This is a genomic window from Streptomyces sp. SID3343 (genome assembly GCF_009865215.1).
Classification (GTDB): domain Bacteria; phylum Actinomycetota; class Actinomycetes; order Streptomycetales; family Streptomycetaceae; genus Embleya.
In genome coordinates this window covers 1-1,096 of the sequence record NZ_WWJX01000074.1, presented here as the reverse complement: position 1 = coordinate 1,096, position 1,096 = coordinate 1, and the positions used below count along the sequence as shown (strand labels likewise).

The 1,096-nt window shown below is 70.2% G+C and carries 1 protein-coding gene; it reads left to right on the top strand.

The features are described from left to right. Window positions 1-228: 228 nt before the first annotated feature. Window positions 229-1,059: a glutamate ABC transporter substrate-binding protein gene (locus GT354_RS02720; RefSeq protein WP_161354538.1), complete on the top strand. Its 831-nt coding sequence runs from the start codon at window positions 229-231 to the stop codon at window positions 1,057-1,059. Window positions 1,060-1,096: the final 37 nt, after the last annotated feature.

Sequence of the window (1,096 nt, the reverse complement as noted above, 5' to 3'; positions counted from 1 at the left end):
CTCGCGGTCGCCCTCGCCGTGACCGTCGCCGTGATCCTGGTCCTGCGCGACGACGGGTCTCACGGGTCGGATGATGCGGGGAAAAGGGGTGACAGTCCCGCTTCCGCTCCGGCTTCCGGAACGAACGGCCCGTTGCCGAAGGGGGGTTCGCAGCCCACGTCACCGGGAGCGAGCCCCGGGCCGGGGTCGAACGGCGCTCCGCCCTCTCCGGTTCGCGACGCGTCCACGGTGGGCTCCATCGTGCTGGACCGGGCCAAAGCCCGCGGCCGGCTCGTCGTCGGCGTGCGGCAGGACCAACCGGGTCTGGGAATCCTGGTCTCCGGGACCGACCGGTACGAGGGGTTCGACATCGAGATGGCCAGGGTGCTCGCGACTCGCCTCGGGTTCGACCCGAACGGGATCGAGTTCAAGGCCGTGCCTGCGCCGGACCGCGAAACGGCCATCGCGAACGGGGAGATCGACTACTACATCGGCACCTACAGCATCACCCGACAACGCGAGGAGAAGGTCGGTTTCGGCGGTCCGTATCTCGTCACCGGCCAAGGCGTGATGGTCCGCGCCGACGAGTCGACGATCACCGGCATGAACGCGTCGCTGTCGGGTCACCGGGTGTGCTCGGCGACGGGGAGCAGTCCGTTGCTCAAGGTCCAGCGCGAATTCCCCCAGGCCGCGGCGGTGGGGCTCGACTCCTACGCCAGGTGCGTGGATGCGCTGCTCGCCGGGCAGGTCGACGCGGTCACCACCGATCAGGTGATTCTCCAGGGTTACGCGGCGCGCGACTCCGCACACCTGAAGATCGTCGGAGCGCCGGTGACCGTCGAGAAGTACGGCATCGGCGTGGACAAGAACGACCAGGCGCTGCGCGGGGCGATCAACGCCACCCTTCGGGACCTGGCGGTGGACGGGACCTGGAAGAGCCTGTACGCCAAGTCCCTTCAGGCGCCGGGCGCCCCGACGCCGGAGGCCCCTTCCCCGGAAGGCGACGACCAATCGGGGGCGCCCTACCCGACAGGCCCGACAGGCCCGCCGGACCCACGCACCGTCCCGAGTCGGACGTAGCACCGCGGATCCACCTCCGCGCCCGCTTCCAACTCGG